5 protein-coding genes and 1 pseudogene are annotated in these 4050 nt (G+C 39.4%); all 6 read left to right on the top strand.

All coding sequences use genetic code 11. From position 1 onward, the window contains the following. Positions 1-673 (top strand): DcrB-related protein (locus LQK91_RS21800; protein ID WP_231001683.1); only part of this gene is annotated, 673 nt, incomplete at its 5' end. 3 nt (positions 674-676) lie between these two features. Beyond that, a complete protein-coding gene (locus tag LQK91_RS21795) occupies positions 677-1936 on the top strand; it encodes a PAAR domain-containing protein (protein WP_105100182.1) in 1260 nt (419 codons plus the stop codon). Further along, positions 1936-2193 carry a hypothetical protein gene (locus LQK91_RS21790; RefSeq protein ID WP_105100181.1) on the top strand — a complete coding sequence of 86 codons (258 nt, stop codon included), beginning with the start codon at positions 1936-1938 and terminating at the stop codon, positions 2191-2193. Before LQK91_RS21795 ends, LQK91_RS21790 begins: the two co-directional genes overlap by 1 nt. A 140-nt stretch (positions 2194-2333) precedes the next feature. Beyond that, a complete protein-coding gene (locus LQK91_RS21785; protein WP_008927177.1) occupies positions 2334-2690 on the top strand; it encodes an immunity protein Tsi6 family protein in 357 nt (118 codons plus the stop codon). 95 nt (positions 2691-2785) lie between these two features. Beyond that, a complete protein-coding gene (locus LQK91_RS21780) occupies positions 2786-3106 on the top strand; it encodes a hypothetical protein (RefSeq protein WP_105100180.1) in 321 nt (106 codons plus the stop codon). 184 nt (positions 3107-3290) lie between these two features. Then, positions 3291-3670: pseudogene (locus LQK91_RS21775) on the top strand (IS1-like element transposase); the annotation flags it as partial. Positions 3671-4050 lie beyond the last annotated feature (380 nt).

Here is a 4050-nt window from a genome sequence, read left to right as displayed (position 1 = left end):
TGCATCTGCTTTTCATGACGATACAGTGCAAAAAGTGGCCGCTAGAATTATCAATGAGATGAGTGTCACTGTTCCCGCTTTTGTAAACGTAACATCACAACTGATCGAGATAGATAATCTGCCTGCAGTTGAGATTTTTTATCATTTTGAAAATGATGGCGCTGAGATCTGGCAAAAACAATCGATTGTTTTATTTGATGATGACGCCGGGGGTAAAAAGATTGTTTGTTATATTGGAACGTGCCCAGGACGTTTTAATGATTATTATACTAAGCAATATCATGAGATTATTAACAGTATAAAATTTAATTCTCGTGATTCTGATCATGAGCCGGTACCCGTGGCAACTGATGCGTCGGGGATTTTCTTTTCTTTTGATACCGATACTAAATTGCTTACCGCACATGAAACGGTGACATTACTTTATCAGAATGTTGATTTGAAAAGAGCTCTGAATGGCAGTTATTTGTTCTTTGACTCAGCGGGAAGCCCATTACATATCGCCGCCTTAAATAATGAAGAGCCGTTGCGCTATGCACTATGGACATCACCACACAGAAAAAACTCATCTGTAAGAGATATTCTTGGCATGGCAAAAGCATTTAAAGGACCAGCAGATCTCGCCAGCGAATCACAAATCCTTGCGTTTCTTCAGAGACATAAGGATGTATAAATCATGGCTGAATTCAATGCTGCCAGAGAGCAGGACGATATAGCCCATACAGCTTCTAAAGGCTGGATGATCGCCGGGTTAATTGGCGGTGCCATTTTAGGTGCAGCGGCCGTTGTTGTAACTGGTGGAGCGGCTCTGGTTGTCGTATCTGCAGCAGCAGCCGGTGCCTGTGCTGCCGGAGGGGTGGGTGAAGTGCTAGGGAGCATGTCATGGGCTCCGCGGCATAACACGGGCAAACTGTTATCCGGCTCACCGAATGTTTTCACTAACAGCAGAGCAGCGATACGTGCACATTTGTCCAAAGGCGACTGCGATGAGCACAGCGGCTCATCGCAACGGGTTGCTGAAGGTTCGGACAAAGTTTTTATTAACAACTTTCCTGCCGCCCGCATCGGAGACCGTTTGACCTGCAGCGCTGAGATATCTGGCGGTTCAACCAATGTGTTTATTGGCGGAGGTAAACTTCAGACCGACGATATCAACCCCGAAATCCCTGGCTGGGTAAACTGGGTGATGATGGGAGTGGGCACTGCAGCTGTTGCGGTCCTGGCATCTCCTGCTATTGCGCTGCTAGGCTTAGCTGGCGCAATGGGCGGCGGTTACGCTGGCGATTGGGTCGGTGGCAGACTTTTTGGTGAAGGCTCTGACGGTCAAAAATGGTCTATGCTGGCAGGCAGTTTTGCCGGTGGGGCATTGGGTGGTAAAGGGGGTATGAAGTTTGACGGTTGGCGTGGTCGTAATAATATTAATGCTAACAAACTTCCGTTAAATGATGAAAAAATCGCCGAAATACAAAGTATCGAAAAAACATTTAGGCCAGACCCCGAAACATATTTACCTAAGGATTATATTGATTCTCATGCAAAATCCTTTGAAAATGGCGCATCTAGAATAGTCACTAGAAAAAGTTTTGAAGATTATGGTATTGGTAAACCTGATCCAGGGAGGACGGAATTTGTTCTAACCAAGGAGCGCGCTGGACAAATGATTTCTGAATCAAAAGGAGATGTAGGAGTGATTGCAGATAAATTAGGCATCCCACAGGAACAATTGAAAAACGATAGTCTTGTTTTGATTGAATTTGAACCTACAGAGTTGTACTCTCCAAAAATGCCTACTGGTAATGAATGGGGAGCTAATAAGCAATGGATTCCGGGTGGCAAACTACCACAAGGTGATCTTGAGGCTGTAGTAAAAACCGAAGGAATGGTTAAAGGCAGAGATTATACCGTGACCGATTTATTAACAGGAGAGAAATTATAATGAGTAAAAATAAAATAGCAATGAATCCTTGGGATTTTACTCTGTATGAGTGTGACGATAGCTCATATGTAATGAAGGTTATGTTTAGTGAAGGTGATTACAAAGTTGATGTCGAAAGGTTCTTCATTGTAACTCCATATATTGATATCCGTTCTATCGATATTGAAATGTTAAAAGATCTATCAAAAAAAATAAGAGAAGCCCCAGAGCAGTACGTAATAAATGAAATTAGCAAGGAGAATTTTGAATTAATATAGTTTTAGTTTTTTCTATTTGGTGAATAAAAAGGTTTGTCTTTAGCTTACTTTATACATTCCGTTTGTAATAAGGTTGGCCTGGTGATTTTTAATTCAAGATCTGCCTTTGCTCTCAAACAAGAAGAGTGCATATTGGGTTTATGATGAAGAAAGAAAAATATACTGCTTTAGACTACATCAATGATGCTATTGATATCACTAATCAAAGAGCCATGGAAAAACCGGATTTTAGAGTTTTTCAGGTTGCTCTGAAACAGCTTATGTACGTAAAAAAAATATTAACTGGTGAAGAAAAAGATAAAAGTGTCCTGCATAGCATGAATCTGGGGAGTTTGGCTTCCAAAGAGTTTGATACAACTGACCCAGAGCTTGCCAAACATCTTTCAAACGCAAATTATATTGCATCTCAAATAGGCGCGGGACTCAAAGTCATTCTTCCTCATCAAATCGATCCTGAATATGAAAAACGGAAAAAAAGATATTTAAAAGTACAGTAGTAGATAAATATTGAGGCTTTAATGTATAAAGAATAACGCAAATAAAGTTCCCTGGTGGTAAATCACCAACTGGTGATTATTAAACTGTTATTTCCATGAAAAATTTAGATAAAGAGATAGACTATCAAGTTTATGACTTAAAGAAGGGGCGATTTATTATTGAAGCTAAGATTGTTAAGTCACGTCAAGGTGACTTTAATTTACTGCGTTCGGATAGTAAATGGTTTATAGGTGTTCTTATTCCAAATTTCTATCCAAACTCGCATTTTGACATTAGTAAGGTGTTTGTATTAGATGAAAATGATCTTCTTCATAGAGATGACTTTGACTATCTAATCAGTTTGGCCGAGACTATTCGTAAGGATTGGACCAACTTTTGTGATAGAGAGGTTAAAGATATTAAGGTTGTGAAGTGATTTATTATAAGTGAATAAAAATAATTCCCTCTCACTAGAAAAAGGTTTTTTTAGAGAGTTAATCCTATCACTTTTTATATTAAGTTACTATAGTGTAGGGTTTTGGGTAGACACTGTATTTAAATATAGGGTGATGCCTCTAATTGGTTTAATCTGATGTATAATGCACGCTTTTAAGATTCTCATGGCCAGCGTTAACGTTCATTGCCTCCATTGTCAGTCTGCTCACGTTTACCGCCATGGTCAGAACCCTAAAGGCTATGACAGATTTCGCAGCCGTCACTGCCACCGCGTGTTTCAACTCACTTACGCTTATGAAGCCCGTAAGCCGTGCATTAAAGAACAGATCACTGAAATGGCCTTCATCAATGGTGCCTGGGTTCGTGATACCGCCAGAAAACTGAACATTGGCATTAACACCGTCATCCGGAGTTTAAAAAAATTAGGCCAAAGCGGTTAACCTCTTCACCCGTCGCCCATGCTGATGTGGCGCTTATCTGCGAACTTTATGAGCAGTGTAGCTTTGTTGGCAGTAAAGCCCGGCAGCATTGTTCCTTTTTTTCGTGTGTTTTGATTTTCGCTAACATGCATAATGAAATAATCAAGAAGTAGTTAGTCAGTGAAATAAATGGGGATGTTAAATGTGCATGCATCACGATGGTTTGTAATGTATATTATATTTCCTTATTTTAATTTAAAATTATTTAAAAAATAATTTCCTCTTTGTGTTTCCTGGTTGATATCCAAAATACATATTGACTGAAAAAATATTATATTGATCATGTTCATAAATGTTTATTTTTTAATCGGGATTTTGTTTTGAAAAATAATTTCGCCCTGATATCCATTACTTCTAATCAGAAGATGCTTTAAATAAAAAAATCATTTCCCTTCCACTTTTACTGACCCGCGTCATCGTCAGTTCTGTCTGTACGGAAAAAACC

The organism is Pantoea sp. MHSD4, assembly GCF_021043305.1.
In the GTDB taxonomy this organism is placed as follows: Bacteria; Pseudomonadota; Gammaproteobacteria; order Enterobacterales; family Enterobacteriaceae; genus Pantoea; species Pantoea eucalypti.
The sequence above is the reverse complement of the archived record's forward strand: the minus strand, read 5'-3'. Positions and strand labels throughout refer to the sequence as shown.